The organism is Planococcus maitriensis, from assembly GCF_003289925.1.
Taxonomy (GTDB): domain Bacteria; phylum Bacillota; class Bacilli; order Bacillales_A; family Planococcaceae; genus Planococcus; species Planococcus maitriensis.
Genome location: NZ_QLZQ01000005.1, coordinates 1 through 17,542, shown reverse-complemented (window position 1 = coordinate 17,542; position 17,542 = coordinate 1). Strand labels below are relative to the sequence as shown.

The following is a 17,542-nucleotide window of genomic DNA, read 5'->3' as shown; positions in this document are numbered from 1 at the left end:
CTCATATGGCTATCCGCGACAGCTTCCATTTCTATATTGTATCAAATTTCCTGTTTCATAGAGACAAATCTGCCAAAAAAAGCCCTTTCCTCAACGGAAAGAGCATTATGGACGGTTTTTCGGGATTTTCACGGTGATTTGGTAATAATCCTCGTGTTCTTCCTCTTCTGTATCGAGCTTGATGCCACTTTTTTTGACCATCGACAAGGACTCTTTGATGGTATTCATCGCAATGCGCATGTCCCGGCTGACAGCTTTCCTGCGTTTTTTGGGCTTTTTTGGGGGGTCTTCCGTCAAGCTTCTGATGCGTTCTTCCAGCTCCTTGACATTGAGCCCTTCCTCCAATAGCTGCTCCAACAATTGCTGCTGGAGTTCAAGGTCTTTTACCGGCAGCAAAGCCCGCGCATGGCGTTCAGTGATGCTCCGTGTGAGCAATGCCTGCTGGGCGGCTTCCGGCAGCTTCAAAAGCCGCAATTTATTGGCGACAGCGGATTGGCTTTTCCCGAGCCGCTGCGCCAAGGCTTCCTGGGTGATCTCCTGGATTTCCAGCAGATTGGAATAGGCATGCGCTTCTTCAATCGCCGTCAATTCCTCGCGCTGGAGGTTCTCGATCAATGCGATTGACGCTGTCTCTTTATCGCTCAATTGGCGCACAATCGCCGGGACTTCCTCCCAGCCGAGTGAAGTCATCGCCCGGAAGCGCCGTTCCCCTGCAATGATTTCATAAAAACCATCCTGCTGTGAATCCCTGACGACGATCGGCTGGATGACACCGTGCACATGGATCGTCCGGGCCAATTCCTCGATCTTTTCCTCGTCAAACACTGTTCGCGGCTGGAATTGGTTGGCATGGATCTTAGCCAGCGGTATTTTCACGACTTCCTCAGAAGCATGGCTCGGAGCTTCTGCTGTTGTTGTTGCATCATTTGCTTTATCTCCGCCTCCGAAAAGACGGGCAAAAGGACTTTTCATGCTCAGGCACCACCTTATTAAAAACTTGCTCTTATTGTTTCATTCCAAGGACGCTAATGTATTCTCGAATGTTCCACGTGAAACATTAGCTGATTGGCGATTTGTTCGGCATGCCCGCTTTTCTCGGGTATTTCTTCGGGGTTGCCTTGAATTTCCGGAACACCTGGATATGGCGTTCGCTTTCTTCCACCGGCAAGAGGAATGAATGCACGGCTTCTTGTTTGACTCCAAGCACTTGAAGCGCCTTTTCAGCATCTTTCAACTCATCCGGGGCAGATGCCGCTTTCATGGCAGCGAATATACCGCTTTGTTTGACGAGCGGCACGCAAAGTTCAGCGAGTACCGATAGTCTAGCCACCGCACGGGCTGTCACGATATCGTAGCTTTCCCGGTGTTTCGACTGGCCGAAGTCTTCCGCACGAGAATGGACGAAAGAAACTTTTTCCAACCCGAGGGCTTCGCTCAAATGATTCAGGAATTGAATGCGTTTGTTCAACGAATCGACGATCGTCACTTCGATATGCGGGAAGCAGATCTTCAGCGGGATGCTCGGGAATCCAGCCCCTGCCCCGACGTCGCATACTGACAGCGGCTTGGTGAAATCCATGTAAAAGGCGGCACTGATGGAGTCGTAGAAATGCTTCAAATAGACATCTTCCTGCTCCGTAATTGCCGTCAAATTCATTTTTTCATTCCATTCGACGAGTTCCTTATAATAGATGCGGAATTGCTCCAGCTGGCGTTCGGAAAGTTCGATGCCCTGTTCTTTCAATGCTTGCGCGAATTGCTGTTCGTTCACTGTATGTCCCCCTCTCACCTGCCTCACCGCAGATCTGCGGGAGCGGGATTAACGTTTTTCTTTATGTAAAAGCAAATGGGCTGGCGGATACCAGCCCATTTCGGGTTCTGTTATGTGCTGGCGGTCATCCCGCCCATTAAAGTGCATCTGGCATGCACGTAAATCCCGTTTAGACTTTTGCGATTCTTCCTTGTTCAATATACACCAATAAAATCGAAATGTCAGCAGGGTTGACGCCGGAAATGCGTGTCGCTTGCGCAATCGACAGCGGCTGCACTTCTTTCAGTTTGCCGCGCGCTTCCGTCGCAAGGCCTGAAATGGCATCGTAGTCGATGTTTTCCGGAATCTTCTTGTTCTCCATTTTCTTCAGCTTGTCTACTTGCAGAAGGGATTTTTCGATATAGCCTTCGTACTTCACATGGATCTCGACTTGCTCTTTCACTTCATCGCTGAGCGCGATGTCGGATTCCGTCAATGACGCGATCATATCGTAGTTCATTTCCGGGCGCTTCAACAGGTCGGCTGCACGGATGCCGTCTTTCAGCTCGCTGCCTCCTGCATTGCGGATGGCTTCCTGCGTTTGTTCGTTCGGCTTGATGATGATGCCGCGCAGGCGCTTGATTTCTTCTTCGATATGGTCTTTTTTCTCAAGAAAGCGTGCATAGCGCTCTTCTGTGATCATGCCGAGCTGATAGCCGAGTTCCGTCAAACGCAAGTCTGCGTTGTCGTGGCGCAGCAATAAGCGGTATTCGGCACGCGATGTCAGCAAGCGGTAAGGCTCGCTTGTGCCTTTCGTGACCAAATCGTCGATCAAGACGCCGATATACGCATCCGAACGGCTGAGGATGACTTCTTCTTTGCCGAGCACTTTCGCCGCGGCGTTGATGCCGGCCATAAGCCCCTGCCCCGCTGCTTCTTCGTAGCCGGACGTACCGTTGATCTGGCCTGCTGTATAAAGGTTGGTGATTTGCTTGGATTCGAGCGTCGGCCATAATTGCGTCGGCACGATGGCATCGTATTCGATGGCATAGCCTGAACGCATCATATCGGCCTTCTCAAGCCCCGGAATCGATTCGAGCAGCTTGCGCTGGACATGTTCCGGCAAACTGGTGGAAAGCCCCTGTACGTAAACCTCACGCGTCGAGCGCCCTTCCGGCTCGAGGAAAATCTGGTGGCGGGGCTTGTCGCTGAAACGGACGATTTTGTCTTCGATCGACGGACAATAACGCGGCCCTGTGCCTTTTGCCATACCGGAATACATCGGCGACAAATGCAAATTCTCATCGATGATCTGATGCGTCTCGCTCGTCGTATACGTCAGCCAGCACGGCATCTGGTCCATGATGAATTCCGTCGTTTCAAAGCTGAACGCGCGCGGAACATCGTCTCCCGGCTGGATTTCCGTTTTCGAGTAGTCGATGCTGTTGCTGTTGATGCGCGGCGGTGTGCCGGTCTTGAAACGGACCGTCTCAAAGCCGAGCTCCTGCAGGTTTTCTGCCAATTTGATGGACGGCTGCTGGTGGTTCGGGCCGCTTGAATAGCGAAGGTCGCCGATGATGATTTCCCCGCGCAAAAATGTGCCCGTCGTGATGACGACCGTTTCCGCACGGTAAATGCCGCCGACTTGTGTGATGAGGCCTTTGACTTCCCCATCTTCAACGATCAACTCTTCCGCGATGCCCTGGTGCAGCGTCAAGTTTTCCTGCTCTTCCATGAGGCGTTTCATTTCCTGCTGGTAGAGCACTTTATCGGCTTGTGCACGCAATGCGCGGACAGCCGGCCCTTTGGCGGTATTGAGCATTCTCATTTGAATATGTGTTTTATCGATGACGCGGCCCATAGCCCCGCCCATTGCATCTATTTCACGTACCACGATGCCTTTTGCCGGACCGCCGATGGACGGGTTGCACGGCATAAAAGCGATCATATCAAGATTCATCGTCAACACAAGCGTTTTAGCGCCCATGCGTGCAGAAGCGAGTGCGGCTTCCGCCCCCGCATGGCCTGCGCCTACGACGATGACATCGAACGTGCCTGCTTCGTATTGTGGCATGTTCGTTCAGTCCCTTCAAAAATTTATTTTCCAAGGCAAAATTGCGAGAATAATTGATTCAATAAGCCGTCATCCGCCGTGTCGCCGATGATCTCACCGAGAATTTCCCACGTGCGTGTCACATCGATTTGGATCATATCGACCGGCACGTCCATTTCGGCGGCTGTTATGGCATCCGAGATGGTTTGATGGGCTTGGTGCAGGAGCGAAATATGGCGTACATTGGAGACATAGGTCATGTCCCCCGCCTCGATTTCCCCTTCAAAGAACAATTCAGCGATCGCTTCCTCGAGCTGGTCGATGCCTTCTTCTTCAATTAAAGAAGTGGTCACGAGGCGTTTGTCGCCGGCCAGTTCCCTGACTTGGCCCAAGTCGATCTGCTGCGGCAAATCGGTCTTGTTGATGACGACAATATAATTCATGTCACGGACGGCTTCAAATAACCGCAGATCTTCTTCTGTCAATGCCTCCGCGTAATTCAATACATAAAGGATCAAATCGGCTTCTTTCAGCACTTTGCGGGAGCGTTCGACGCCAATCCGCTCGACAATGTCTTCCGTTTCCCGGATGCCTGCCGTATCGACAAGGCGCAGCGGGACGCCGCGGACATTGACATATTCTTCGATGATGTCGCGCGTCGTACCGGCGATTTCCGTGACGATGGCTTTGTTTTCCTGGACCAGGCTGTTCAATAACGATGATTTCCCGACATTCGGGCGGCCGACGATAACCGTTGACAAGCCTTCCCGCAGAATCTTGCCTTGCTGGGAGGTCTGGAGCAATTTAGCGATCTCCGATTGCACCCATTGCGCCTTTTCAAGCATCATCGGGCGCGTCATTTCTTCGACATCGTCATATTCCGGATAATCGATGTTCACTTCCATCTGTGCGATCGATTCCAATAATGCCTGGCGCAGCGAGCTGATGAGGCGGGACAAACGCCCTTCCATCTGTGTCAGCGCGACGTCCATGGCACGGTCCGTTTTCGCGCGGATCAAATCCATGACCGCCTCTGCCTGGGACAGGTCGATGCGCCCGTTAAGGAATGCGCGTTTCGTGAATTCACCCGGTTCTGCAAGCCGTGCACCCGCCCTTAAGGCTATAGACAGTACACGATTGACCGATACGATGCCGCCGTGGCAATTGATTTCCACGACATCTTCCCTGGTGAACGTTTTTGGTGCCTTCATCAATGCGACCATTACTTCCTCCGCGGTTTCTTTCGTTGCGGGGTCTTCGATATGGCCATAATGGATGGTATGGCTCGCCTGTTCGGCGAGCTTTTTATTGCCCGGCGCACGGAACAGCCGGTCGGCGATGGACACCGCTTCCGGCCCGCTTAGGCGGACAATGGCAATCGCCCCTTCGCCGCTCGGCGTGGAAATCGCGGCAATCGTATCGAATTCCATCATGATGTTTCTTCCTCCTCTTGCAGTAAACGCTGGGGCGGGATTGATTCCTTTGCCCACAGCTTGATTTATGAGATAAAAAAGTTGTCCACATGTGGACAACCATCAAAATGCACGTGACTATACAACATACTACAATAACACAAAGCGCTTGAAACCGAAAGATGGAGCGCTTGGCTTTGGTAAGTTTTCCATTTCAAGGCCGGAAATTTGATATGCATAAATATACAAGGCTTTTTTGCCATCCCCTTCTTCCTGCTTCAGGGATTTTCTACAAAAAAAGCCGCCCGGCAAGATCTGTTAAGACCTCGCCGGACGGCTTTTCATGCTTATTTATGCGGTTCAATGACCAAATAGCGGTTGGGATCTTTGCCTTCCGAATACGTATCGATGTCCAAGCGCCGTGACAGCGCATGATGGATCACTTTTCGCTCGTAGGACGGCATCGGTTCGAATTGGACCCGTTTGCCGGTGCGGATCGCTTTGTCCGCCATCCGGTCCGCCAATTGCTCCAAAGTTTCCTGGCGGCGCTCCCGGTAATTCTCGGCATCGAGTTCGACGATCATGAACTGTTCGGCGTGGCGATTGGCCACCAATTGCGCCAATTGCTGGAGCGAATTCAAGGTCTGCCCTCTTTTGCCGATGAGCATTGCGACTTTTTCGCTTTCCAGTTTAAAACGCACCGTTTTGCCTTGTTTTTCGTGCGCAACGGTCAAATCGTCGATCTTCATGCCTTTTGCAACATCTCTTAGATAGGTTTTCGTTTCTTCGATCGCTTTGTCATTCGATGGTTTCATTGCAGGTTCTGCAGCAGATCCACCGAAATCCGGTTCTTCTCCCTCTTCTACTGGAGCTGACGGCATCTCTGCCGCAATCTCTTCTTCAGAAGGTTTGGCGCTATCCGCCGGTTGTGGCGTTTTTTCCGTCTGTTGCGGCGCCTTTTCGGCTTCTGGCTCACCTGTTTCCGTCACGGTGACTTCGACTTCCGCGTCTTTTGCACCGAATCCGAAAAACCCCTTTTTTCCTTCTTCGATGACGCGGACCGTCACTTCATCCCGTGATTTTTTCAGTTTTTCCAACGCATTTTCAATCGCTTGTTCGACCGTTTTCCCCGTTTGTGTAAGATGCTTCACTTTTTAGCCCCTCCTGTTTTCGTTTTAACAGGCTGTTGCACTTCCTTCTTTTCCCATGGACGGTAAATGAACATGTTTTGGATAAGCGAGATGATGTTCCCGATTACCCAGTAAAGCGTCAATGCGGATGGCAAGATGATCCCGAATCCGATAATCATGACCGGCATGAAATACATCATCGCCTTCATTTGAGGGTTGTCCATCGCTGGGCCCGTACGCAGGACGATCAATTGCATGACACCTGCCGTGATTGCCAGGATGATGCTTGGTTCCGCCAGCGGAAAGATCAAAAATGTGCCAAGATCGATTTCCGGCGTTGCATTCATGCGGCTGATCGCGTGATAGAAACCGATCAGGATCGGCATCTGGATGACGATCGGCAAACAGCCAGCCATCGGATTGACGCCTTTTTCCTGGAACATCGCCATCATTTCCTGCTGGTATTTCTGCTGGGTGACGGCGTCTTTCGATTTGTATTTCTCTTTTAACTTAGCCAGTTCAGGCTGGATTTCCTGCATACGTTTCGAACTTTTCGTCTGTTTGATCATCAAAGGCAATAGGGCAAGACGGATAAGAATCGTCACTGCGATGATCCCGAAACCATATGTACCGAGGAATTCCTTAAAGAATGTAATGATCGACACTAACGGCCATACGACAAACTCATTCCAAAATCCTTCGCTTTGGTCGCTGATCGGCTGGTCAAACTCCATACAGCCCGACAATAAGAGGGCAACAGCCACCAAGGCGAAGAGTAATCCTGTTCTCTTCTTCACTTTGCTTCCTCCAAACTCTATTCAATTACTTCCTATAGTAACATCCGGATCGATCCGGCATCTACTTCTTCGGCAAAGCGCGCGCAATTTTCAGCACATGCTCCAGGCTTTTCTTGCTTTCATGAAAATCCAATTTGGCCGCCTGTGGTCGGGCGATGATAATGTAATCGGCGTTCGGCAGGAGATCGTCCTTCAATTCGAGAAAGGCTTGGCGGATATAGCGCTTAACGCGGTTTCTAGCGACCGCATTGCCGACTTTCTTGCTGACGGACAGGCCGAGGCGAAATTCTTCCTGCTCGCCTTTCAGCAAATAAACGATGAATTGCCGATTCGCGAACGATTTTCCTTTTTTGAAGACGCGCTGAAACTCCTTATTCTTCTTGATCCGCTGCTGCTTATTCATTTTTTCACCTGCTACTTGCTTATTTTGATGCATTTTCGCTCAAATTCCGCGAAAAAGAAAAAAAAGACCACTGATGCGGTCAGTGGACTTTAAGCTGATAGTACTTTTCTTCCTTTACGGCGACGTGCAGCGATAACGCGGCGTCCGTTCTTCGTGCTCATGCGTGCTCTGAAGCCGTGCACTTTGCTGTGTTTACGTTTATTTGGTTGGTATGTGCGCAATGACATGACCTTACACCTCCTATATAAAAGTTAACTATTTTCTAAAGACAGTCTCGACTATTATAAAGGCGCAATGTTCTTCCTGTCAATGGTTTCTTTTAAATCCAGTGAGCCACCAGAGGAAAAAGAATAGTCAAGTTATACACAGATTTGGAAGATCCGCGGTGCACTTCCTGTGATTCCATTTTTTGCGGAATTGGTTTATCCACATGCCTTATCGACAGCTTTTTCACATAGGAACTGCCTGTGGATATCAAAAATGTGTACAAACGCCGCCATGTGGATAAGTTAAAGAAATGCTTGTAATGTCTATCGTTTTTTGATAACATTGTTTTGTTTTCACTTGTTAACAATTTCTACCCCAAAATAGTTATCCACATATTGTGGGTAAGGTGTGGATAGTTTTCCCCAAGCCTGTTTATAGATCTTATCCACAGGCTGTGGTTTTGTGTATGGTATACTGTAAAAAATCTTTACATATAAAGGAGATACGCTATTGGAACACTTAGACGAAATTTGGTCGAGTGTCTTAGCCCAAGTCGAGAAAAAAATCTCCAAGCCCAGTTTTGAAACTTGGCTCAAATCTACCAAGCTCTTGTCCTATAAAGAAGACACTGTCACCATCTCAGCCCCCAATTCATTTGCGCGCGACTGGCTTGAAAACCATTACGTGCACTTGATCACGGGCATTCTGACAGATCTTACAGGGGATGAAGCGCTTATTAAATTTGTGGTGCCAAAAGATCAGGATATGGATGATTTCCAGCTTCCCGCTCCCCGCATCAAACCGGGGCAGGCGGAACAGCAAGAGTTTTTGCCGGGTATGCTCAACCCGAAATACACCTTTGACACATTCGTCATCGGCTCCGGTAACCGCTTTGCGCACGCTGCATCACTGGCTGTCGCCGAAGCGCCGGCAAAAGCTTATAACCCGCTTTTCATCTATGGAGGCGTAGGACTTGGCAAGACCCACCTTATGCACGCAATCGGACATTATGTCATTGAACACAACCCGGAGGCCAAAGTGGTTTATTTGTCGTCTGAAAAATTCACGAACGAGTTCATCAACTCCATCCGTGATAACCAGACCGTCGATTTCCGCAATAAATACCGCAATGTCGATATTCTGCTCATCGACGACATTCAATTTTTGGCTGGAAAAGAACAGACCCAGGAAGAGTTCTTCCATACATTCAATACGCTGCATGAAGAATCCAAGCAGATCATCATCTCGAGCGACCGGCCGCCAAAAGAGATCCCGACACTCGAAGATCGCTTAAGATCGCGTTTTGAGTGGGGATTGATCACCGATATCACGCCGCCGGACCTGGAAACGCGGATCGCCATCTTGCGCAAAAAAGCCAAAGCGGACGGACTGGACATCCCGAACGATGTCATGACCTATATCGCCAATTCGATCGATTCCAACATCCGCGAGCTCGAAGGCGCCTTGATCCGCGTCGTCGCTTATTCCTCCCTGATCAACCGGGACATGAGCGCCGAGCTCGCTGCAGAAGCCTTGAAAGATATCATGCCGAATTCCAAGCCGAAAGTCATCACGATCTTGGATATCCAAAACGCAGTCGGCGAACAGTTCAACGTCAAGCTCGATGATTTCAAAACGAAGCGGCGCACGAAGGATATTGCGTATCCACGTCAAATCGCGATGTACTTGTCTCGCGAAATGACGGATTTCTCATTGCCAAAAATCGGCGAGGAATTCGGCGGCCGCGATCACACGACGGTCATCCATGCGCACGAGAAAATCGCTACGATGCTGAAAGAGAACCAACAGCTTCAGCAAGATATTAAAGAAATTCGATCCGCACTCGGCAAATAAGGCTGTGGATAACCCGCGATTTTCTTAAGCAGTTTATGCACAGTCTATCTACATGTGGATAAGCTGCTTTTATTGCTCATTTCGGGCTTATCCACATATTCACAGCCCCTACTACTGTTACTGTCTTTAAGTACTAATAACTAAAATATATATATAAGCGAGGTTCGAGAATGAAATTCGAGATAAAACGTGAGCGACTAGTCGAAGGTTTAAACGATGTAATGAAAGCAGTCAGTTCAAAAACAACAATTCCGATTTTGACCGGGATCAAGATGGATGTTTCTACAGAAGGCATGCGTTTGACAGGAAGTGATTCCGATATCACGATCCAAACATTCATCCCTGCAGAAGAGGATGGAAAACAATTGATCGACGTTACTGAAGGCGGAAGTATCGTCCTCCAGGCGAAAGTGTTCGGGGAAATCGTCCGCAAATTGCCGACCAATGAAGTCGAAATCGAAATCAACGGCAATTTCCAGACGCATATCCGTTCAGGAAAATCCGAATTCCACTTGATCGGGCTTGACGCAATGGATTATCCACAATTGCCGGATATCCAAGATGACCGCATTTTCACGATTCCAGCGGATCTGTTGAAAACGATCAATAGAGAAACCGTGTTTGCCGTGTCCAGTTCGGAAACGCGCCCGGTACTGACAGGCGTCCATTGGGAAGTCAAAGACGGGGAGCTCGTTTGCGTCGCCACTGACAGCCACCGTTTGGCACGCCGCAAAACAAAACTCGAAACTTTGCCGGAAGGGGAGTATAGTGTCGTCATTCCAGGGAAAAGCTTGAATGAATTGAACAAAATCCTTGATGACACGTCCGATCCGGTTGAAATCGTCATGACCAACCAGCAAGTGCTGTTCAAATCGAAGCACATCCTGTTCTTCTCCCGTCTATTGGAAGGGAACTACCCGGATACATCACGCCTCATCCCGTCTGAATACAAAACGACGGTAACGGTAAACGGCCGTTCATTGCTTCAAGCGATCGACCGTGCATCACTATTGGCTCGTGAAGAACGCAATAACGTCGTGCGCTTTTCCACAAACGACGGCAGCGAAGTGGAAGTCTCCTCGAATTCCCCGGAAGTCGGGAAAGTCGAAGAACAATTGCAAGCACAAAGCGTTGAGGGGGAAGAGCTGAAGATTTCCTTCAGTGCGAAGTTCATGATGGATGCCTTGAAAGCGATCGATGGACAAGATGTCGTCATCCAATTCACTGGGGCGATGCGCCCGTTCATTTTGAAATCAGCCTTGGATGACTCGATTCTTCAGCTGATTCTTCCTGTCCGGACATATTAATTGGAACCAAAACCTTCAGGATAGCCCATAAAGGCTATCCTTTTTACTTATGGGGGCAAATAGGGTAAAATAAAGGGATAGACTACGAATCGAAGGATGAGGGCATTTTGAAGGAAATCGGTATTGAGACAGAATTTATTACACTTGGACAGCTGCTGAAAATGACAGACACGATCAGTTCAGGCGGAATGGCCAAATGGTTTTTGAGTGAACATGAAGTATTCGTGAACGGAGAAGCGGAAGACCGCAGAGGGCGTAAATTGCGTCCGGAAGATACTGTGAACATACCGGGGACGGGGGAATTCCGCATCGTTGTCGCCGAAGGCATGAGCTTCGATGCGGATTGACAACCTCGAGTTAGTCAATTACCGCAACTATGAAACTCTCAAGCTCGGCTTCTCGCCGGAGATCAACGTCTTTATCGGCGAAAACGCGCAAGGCAAAACCAATATCATGGAATCGCTCTATGTTTTATCGATGGCAAAATCCCACCGGACGAGCAATGACAAAGAATTGATACGCTGGGACGCGGAATATGGTAAAATTAAAGCTGATGTGCTCCGGAAATATGGCAAACTACCGCTTGAAATCAGCTTTTCCAAAAAAGGCAAAAAAGCGAAAGTGAACCACTTGGAGCAGAGGCGGCTGAGCGATTATATCGGCCAATTGAACGTTGTCATGTTTGCTCCTGAGGACTTACATTTAGTCAAAGGCAGCCCGCAAGTCAGGCGCCGCTTCATCGATATGGAAATCGGCCAGATTTCACCGGTTTATCTCCACGATCTCGTCAATTACCAGAAGCTGTTGAAACAGCGCAACCATATATTGAAGCAACATTACGGCAAACAGGCGATCAATGACGTCATGTTCGAGGTTTACACTGAACAATTCATTGAAGCTGCTGTAAAAATTATACAAAAAAGATTCCAGTTCATGGAATTGCTGCAAAAATGGGCAGAGCCGATTCATCACGGCATTTCCCGCGGGCTTGAAAAACTGGAGATCCGCTACCAGCCGATTAGTGGGTTGAAGCCCGAATGGACGCCTGCTGAAATGGCGTCCTTTTTAGAGCACAAGCTCCAAGAAGTGAAAAAGCGGGAACTCGACCGTGGCGTAACGCTGGTCGGCCCGCATCGCGACGATCTGCAGTTCATGGTCAATGGCTACGACGTCCAGACTTATGGCTCCCAAGGGCAGCAGCGCACGACAGCCCTGTCCCTGAAACTCGCGGAAATCGAGCTGATCAAACAGGAAGTCGGCGAAGCACCGGTTCTCTTGCTGGATGACGTGCTTTCCGAACTGGACGATTACCGCCAATCACATTTACTCAACACCATCCGCGGATCCGTGCAGACCTTTGTCACGACCACCAGTGTCGAAGGCATCCAACACGAGACCATTCAAAGCGCCCGCCTTTTCGAAGTATCGAAAGGAACGGTCAAGGAGTGAACATGCATGTATGTCCAGATCGGAGCCTCCCAATTGATTGCCGTCACGGAAATCCTTGCGGTGGTCCATCATGAACACTATGTCCACTCCGCCTTTACGCGGCTTTTAGTCCCGCCTGAAGCAGTGAAATCCTATGTCGTCACCGATGATTTCGTCTACGGGTCACCTTATCGGCCTCAGGCACTTTTGAATAAAATTCAGCAAAACAGGTTATAACCGGTCAATGGAAATAATGAGTTGTCAAGAAAGAGCAGGTGAACGGAATGGCTATGGAAGATACGAATCTTGAGCAATCTTATGGCGCCAATCAGATTCAAGTATTGGAAGGCTTAGAAGCGGTCCGGAAACGGCCGGGCATGTATATCGGTTCTACGGGATCGAGAGGACTGCACCATTTGGTATGGGAAATCGTGGATAACAGCATCGATGAAGCCCTTGCCGGTTATTGCGATGAAATCCGCGTCACGATCGAAAAAGATAATTGGATCCGCGTGGAAGATAACGGCCGCGGGATTCCAGTCGATATGCAGGAAAAAATGGGCCGCCCGGCTGTTGAAGTCATCATGACGGTCCTTCACGCCGGCGGTAAATTCGGCGGCGGCGGCTATAAAGTATCCGGCGGCCTCCACGGCGTCGGCGCCTCTGTCGTCAACGCCTTGTCCGAGACGACGGAAGTTTATGTTCACCGGGACGGCAAGCGCCATTTCATTCAATTTGAGCGCGGTGCAGTCAAAAAAGAACTCGGCGTCATCGGCGAAGCCGACAAGACCGGGACAACGATCCGCTTTAAAGCAGACGAAGAAATCTTTAAAGAAACAACGGTCTACGAATTCGATATCCTGGATCACCGCCTCCGCGAGCTCGCTTATTTGAACCGCGGCTTGAAAATCGTGGTCGCTGACGAACGGGAAGGCTTGGAGCAGGAGAAGAAATACCACTACGAAGGCGGTATCAAATCCTACGTCGAGCATTTGAACAAATCGAAAGACCCGCTTCACGAAGAAGCGATTTTCGTCGAATCGGAGCGGGACGGCATCGACGTCGAAGTTGCGATGCAATACAACGGCGGATTTGCAGCAAATATCTTTTCATTCGCGAACAATATCAGCACCCATGAAGGCGGAACCCACGAATCCGGCTTTAAAACAGCCTTGACGCGCGTCATCAACGATTACGGCCGCAAAAATGGCTTGATAAAAGATGCTGAAGCGAACTTGACTGGTGAAGACGTAAGGGAAGGATTGACGGCGATCATTTCCGTCAAGCACCCAGATCCCCAGTTTGAAGGCCAGACCAAGACAAAGCTCGGCAATACTGAAGTATCGACCATCGTCAATAATTTATTCTCTAACGGATTTGAACGCTTCTTGCTGGAAAATCCATCGACGGCAAAGAAAATCATCGAAAAGGGCATCATGGCTTCCCATGCCCGGATGGCGGCTAAAAAAGCACGCGAATTCACGCGCCGCAAATCGGTCCTTGAAGTCTCAAGTTTGCCAGGTAAACTCGCAGACTGTTCTTCACGCGACCCGAAAATCAGCGAAATTTATATCGTAGAGGGCGATTCGGCGGGCGGATCCGCAAAATCCGGCCGCGACCGCCATTTCCAGGCGATTCTGCCCTTGCGCGGAAAAATCCTCAACGTTGAAAAAGCGCGTTTGGATAAGATTCTGGTCAACGCAGAGATCCGCAACATCATCACGGCACTCGGAACCGGAATTGGGGAAGAGTTCAACCTCGATAAAGCGCGCTACCACAAAGTCGTTATCATGACCGATGCCGATGTCGACGGCGCCCATATCCGGACTTTGCTACTGACTTTCCTGTTCCGCTATATGCGCCCATTGATTGAAGCAGGCTATATTTACATCGCACAGCCGCCATTGTTCCAGATCAAGCAAGGCAAGCATGTCGATTATGTCTATTCGGATGCGCAGCTGAAAGAAGCATTAGCAAAACTTCCAGCAACGCCTAAACCGCATGTCCAGCGCTATAAAGGGCTCGGCGAGATGAATGCCACTCAATTATGGGATACCACGATGGATCCTGATTTCCGGACATTGCTGCAAGTCACGCTCGAAGATGCAATGACAGCGGATGAGACTTTCCACATGCTCATGGGGGACGACGTCGAACCGCGCCGCAATTTCATTGAAGAAAACGCCAGTTATGTGAAGAACTTGGATGTATAACGCAACAAGAGTTGAGAGGAGGCTGCGGATATGGCGGAACGGCCAGGCAGCGGAGTAGAAGAAATAAATATCAGCACGGAGATGCGCACATCATTCCTTGACTACGCGATGAGTGTCATCGTTTCGCGTGCATTGCCCGATGTCCGGGACGGCTTGAAGCCGGTGCATCGGCGTATTTTATATGCCATGCACGACCTCGGGATCACAGCGGATAAAGGTTATAAAAAGTCAGCACGTATTGTCGGGGACGTAATCGGTAAATATCACCCTCACGGTGATAGCGCGGTTTATGAAACGATGGTACGGATGGCTCAGGATTTCAGCTATCGCTACATGCTTGTCGACGGCCACGGGAACTTCGGTTCTGTAGACGGTGACGCAGCAGCGGCAATGCGCTACACAGAATCCAAAATGTCAAAAATTTCCATGGAGCTTTTGCGTGATTTAAACAAGAACACGGTCGATTATAAGGAAAACTATGACGGCCAGGAAAAAGAACCGGTTGTCCTCCCGAGCAGATTCCCGAATTTGCTTGTCAACGGGACTTCCGGAATCGCAGTCGGGATGGCTACCAATATCCCGCCCCATAACTTGGGCGAGACAATCGATGCAGTTCTCGCATTAGCCGAAAATCCCGCCATTACGACAGAAGAATTGCTCGACTTCCTTCCAGGCCCCGATTTCCCGACCGGAGGCATCATCCTCGGACGGAGCGGCATCCGCCGCGCTTACGAAACCGGAAAAGGTTCGGTGTTGATCCGTGCGGTCGTTGAAATCGAAACGAAGCCGAACGGCAAGGAAACGATCCTGATCCACGAACTTCCTTATCAAGTCAATAAAGCGCGCCTGATCGAGAAAATCGCAGAACTGGTACGCGATAAAAAAATCGACGGCATCACCGATTTGCGCGATGAATCCGACCGCAACGGGATGCGCGTCGTCATCGAAGTGCGCAGGGATGCGAGCGCCAATGTCCTGTTGAACAATTTGTACAAACAGACGGCTATGCAGACAAGCTTCGGCATCAATATGCTTGCGCTCGTCGATGGCCAGCCGAAAGTTCTGGGCTTGAAAGACGTTCTTTATCATTATCTGGAGCACCAGAAAGTCATTATCCGCCGCCGGACGGAATTCGACCTGCAAAAAGCGGAAGACCGCGCGCATATTCTTGAAGGCTTGCGCATCGCACTGGATCATATCGATGCCATCATCGCTTTGATCCGCGGTTCGCAAACGACTGAAGAAGCCCGCAACGGGTTGATGAATGATTTCAATTTGTCCGAGCGCCAATCCCAGGCAATCCTGGACATGCGCCTCCAGCGCCTGACAGGTCTTGAACGAGACAAAATTGAAGAGGAATACCAGGGGCTCGTCGCACTCATCAATGAACTGCGCGCAATTCTGGCGGACGAATCGAAGATCCTCGAGATCATCCGTGAAGAAATCCTTGAAATCAAAGAGCGTTTCAATGATCCCCGCAGAACGGAAATCACTGTCGGCGGCTCTGAGATGATCGAAGACGAAGACCTCATCCCGCGTGAAGCTTCGGTATTGACGCTCACGCATAACGGCTACATCAAACGCTTGCCTGCCAATACGTACCGCAGCCAGAAGCGCGGCGGACGCGGCGTACAAGGAATGGGAACCAACGATGACGATTTCGTTGAACATCTTCTATATACATCGACACATGACACAATCCTGTTCTTCACAAGCGAAGGGAAAGTCTACCGCAAGAAAGGCTACCAAGTTCCTGAGTACGGCCGGACTGCGAAAGGCTTGCCGCTCGTCAACTTGCTGGAAATCGGCAAGAACGAAAAAGTTACAGCGGTGATCCGTGTCGAAGAATTCAAAGAAGATGATTTCTTCTTCTTTACAACGCGCGGCGGCCTTAGCAAGCGAACGCCAGTGAGCAGCTATGCCAATATCCGACAGAATGGTTTAATTGCCATCAATTTGCGTGAAGACGACGAATTGATCTCAGTCAAGATGACTGACGGCAACAAAGAAATTGTCATCGGAACACGCGACGGCGCATTGATCCGATTCCCTGAGACGGATATCCGCAGCATGGGACGAGCCGCAAGCGGTGTCCGGGGCATCCGCCTTCGTGAAGGCGACCAAGTCGTCGGGATGGAAACCCTAGAGACAGACGATAAAATCCTGGTCATCACTGAAAATGGATATGGCAAGCGAACGAAAGAATCCGAATACCGCGTCCAATCCAGGGGCGGAATGGGAATCAAGACTTGCCAGATTACCGAAAAGAATGGTCCGCTCGTAGCTGTCCGTGCCGTAAACGGAACAGAAGACATCATGCTGATTACGCAACACGGTGTCCTGATTCGTATGGATGTAGAAGACATTTCAACGACTGGAAGAAACACGCAAGGAGTCCGGTTGATTCGTCTTGGCGACGAAGAGGTCGTGGCGACTGTCACCAAAGTAAAAAAAGATTTGGATGATGCTGAAGCAGCAGAAGTCGATGAAGAGACAGAACAAGCTGGCGAAGACGAAGTGGAAGCACTCATCGAAGAAAGTGCAGAAGCAGATGTCTACACAGAACACGATGCCGTTGTAGATGAAACGGCGGATAGTATAGAAGAAGACCCGGAAGAAGAGTGATTCTGAAAGAGCTTGCCGAACCATCGGTAAGCTCTTTTCTTTCTATTGAGAAAGAAAATTGCAGAAAGGAAAAGTTTTTACTCAAAACTGTTGACGTATATGATGGAGCGTGATATATTTATCAAGTCGCCAAAACAAGGCGCACAACATGAACCTTGAAAACTGAACAGCAAAACGTCAACGAAAGACGTCACGAGCGCCTTGGCGCGCGAACGGCTTTTGCGATGGTCGCCCTTGGGCGATCGGAGCAATCAGCCATTCCAAACTTTGGTGTTCGTGACTTAACTACTGATCAGCTTCGGCAGATCAAAGCGAATCGCGCGTCTTATGACGGCGATACGCCAGCAGTATTGAGCAATCAAC

16 protein-coding genes are annotated in these 17,542 nt (G+C 49.8%); 8 read left to right on the top strand and 8 right to left on the bottom strand.

Annotated elements, in window-relative coordinates; genetic code table 11:
* Positions 1–105 precede the first annotated feature (105 nt).
* The 8 genes from noc to rpmH form a co-directional block, all read right to left on the bottom strand.
* Positions 106–972 carry a nucleoid occlusion protein gene (gene noc / locus DP119_RS11560; protein ID WP_112233328.1) on the bottom strand — a complete coding sequence of 289 codons (867 nt, stop codon included), beginning with the start codon at positions 970–972 and terminating at the stop codon, positions 106–108.
* An 85-nt stretch (positions 973–1,057) separates the two neighbouring features.
* Positions 1,058–1,771 (bottom strand): 16S rRNA (guanine(527)-N(7))-methyltransferase RsmG, encoded by a 714-nt coding sequence (gene rsmG / locus DP119_RS11555; protein WP_112233327.1) that lies wholly within the window; start codon positions 1,769–1,771, stop codon positions 1,058–1,060.
* A 169-nt stretch (positions 1,772–1,940) separates the two neighbouring features.
* Positions 1,941–3,824, bottom strand: coding sequence for a tRNA uridine-5-carboxymethylaminomethyl(34) synthesis enzyme MnmG (mnmG, locus tag DP119_RS11550; protein WP_112233326.1), 1,884 nt, complete (start codon positions 3,822–3,824; stop codon positions 1,941–1,943).
* Between the two features lie 23 nt (positions 3,825–3,847).
* Entirely contained in the window at positions 3,848–5,233 is a 1,386-nt protein-coding gene (gene mnmE, locus DP119_RS11545; protein WP_112233479.1) for a tRNA uridine-5-carboxymethylaminomethyl(34) synthesis GTPase MnmE, read from the bottom strand.
* A 329-nt stretch (positions 5,234–5,562) separates the two neighbouring features.
* A complete protein-coding gene (gene jag, locus DP119_RS11540; protein ID WP_112233325.1) occupies positions 5,563–6,366 on the bottom strand; it encodes an RNA-binding cell elongation regulator Jag/EloR in 804 nt (267 codons plus the stop codon).
* Complete coding sequence (gene yidC, locus DP119_RS11535; protein WP_112233324.1) at positions 6,363–7,142, bottom strand: membrane protein insertase YidC; 780 nt, start codon at positions 7,140–7,142, stop codon at positions 6,363–6,365. Before yidC ends, jag begins: the two co-directional genes overlap by 4 nt.
* Positions 7,143–7,203: 61 nt before the next feature.
* Positions 7,204–7,545 carry a ribonuclease P protein component gene (gene rnpA / locus DP119_RS11530; protein ID WP_112233323.1) on the bottom strand — a complete coding sequence of 114 codons (342 nt, stop codon included), beginning with the start codon at positions 7,543–7,545 and terminating at the stop codon, positions 7,204–7,206.
* 89 nt (positions 7,546–7,634) lie between these two features.
* Positions 7,635–7,772 carry a 50S ribosomal protein L34 gene (rpmH, locus tag DP119_RS11525; protein WP_084632995.1) on the bottom strand — a complete coding sequence of 46 codons (138 nt, stop codon included), beginning with the start codon at positions 7,770–7,772 and terminating at the stop codon, positions 7,635–7,637.
* A gap of 490 nt (positions 7,773–8,262) precedes the next feature.
* On the opposite strand from rpmH, the gene dnaA reads away from it, so the two are divergent.
* The 8 genes from dnaA to DP119_RS15945 all read left to right on the top strand — a co-directional run.
* On the top strand, positions 8,263–9,606 hold the full coding sequence (dnaA, locus tag DP119_RS11520; RefSeq protein ID WP_112233322.1) for a chromosomal replication initiator protein DnaA: 1,344 nt from the start codon (positions 8,263–8,265) through the stop codon (positions 9,604–9,606).
* A 170-nt stretch (positions 9,607–9,776) separates the two neighbouring features.
* Positions 9,777–10,913: a DNA polymerase III subunit beta gene (dnaN, locus tag DP119_RS11515; RefSeq protein WP_112233321.1), complete on the top strand. Its 1,137-nt coding sequence runs from the start codon at positions 9,777–9,779 to the stop codon at positions 10,911–10,913.
* Between the two features lie 107 nt (positions 10,914–11,020).
* Positions 11,021–11,260 (top strand): S4 domain-containing protein YaaA, encoded by a 240-nt coding sequence (yaaA, locus tag DP119_RS11510; protein ID WP_058382265.1) that lies wholly within the window; start codon positions 11,021–11,023, stop codon positions 11,258–11,260.
* Entirely contained in the window at positions 11,250–12,362 is a 1,113-nt protein-coding gene (gene recF / locus DP119_RS11505) for a DNA replication/repair protein RecF (protein WP_112233320.1), read from the top strand. The genes yaaA and recF overlap by 11 nt, the downstream gene beginning before the upstream one ends.
* A gap of 6 nt (positions 12,363–12,368) precedes the next feature.
* A complete protein-coding gene (locus DP119_RS11500; protein ID WP_058382263.1) occupies positions 12,369–12,578 on the top strand; it encodes a hypothetical protein in 210 nt (69 codons plus the stop codon).
* Positions 12,579–12,625: 47 nt separating this feature from the next.
* Complete coding sequence (gene gyrB / locus DP119_RS11495) at positions 12,626–14,554, top strand: DNA topoisomerase (ATP-hydrolyzing) subunit B (protein WP_112233319.1); 1,929 nt, start codon at positions 12,626–12,628, stop codon at positions 14,552–14,554.
* A 30-nt stretch (positions 14,555–14,584) separates the two neighbouring features.
* On the top strand, positions 14,585–17,179 hold the full coding sequence (gyrA, locus tag DP119_RS11490) for a DNA gyrase subunit A (RefSeq protein WP_112233318.1): 2,595 nt from the start codon (positions 14,585–14,587) through the stop codon (positions 17,177–17,179).
* A gap of 155 nt (positions 17,180–17,334) precedes the next feature.
* The coding region (locus DP119_RS15945; protein WP_205853877.1) for a hypothetical protein at positions 17,335–17,542 on the top strand (208 nt) is incomplete at its 3' end.